Annotated in this window: 1 protein-coding gene; it reads right to left on the bottom strand. The window is 65.5% G+C overall.

Features of this window, described 5'->3' with window-relative positions:
- On the bottom strand, positions 1 to 232 hold a 232-nt coding region (locus SB764_RS44980; RefSeq protein ID WP_410867432.1), incomplete at both ends, for a hypothetical protein.

Consider the following 232-nt stretch of genomic DNA (forward strand, 5'->3'; position numbering starts at 1 on the left):
GTCCCAGATGGTCCAGTTGAACTCCGCGGTGCGGTCCCGGATGACTCCGTGGTCCGTCAAGCCTTCGTAGAGTTCCTCGGGAAGCTCAATTGGCGGCTCCACCCAGGACGCAGCCTCGGCGACGCGTGCCCGCTTCACCCTGAGGGACTTGACCTCGTGGGCCAGCGGCAAGGACTGCAGGAACAGCAAATCCACTGCCAGGAGCTTGGCCTCGCGGGACGCGCCTTCCAGG

Source organism: Paraburkholderia sp. SIMBA_027, assembly GCF_046535315.1.
Taxonomy (GTDB): Bacteria; Pseudomonadota; Gammaproteobacteria; order Burkholderiales; family Burkholderiaceae; genus Paraburkholderia; species Paraburkholderia tropica.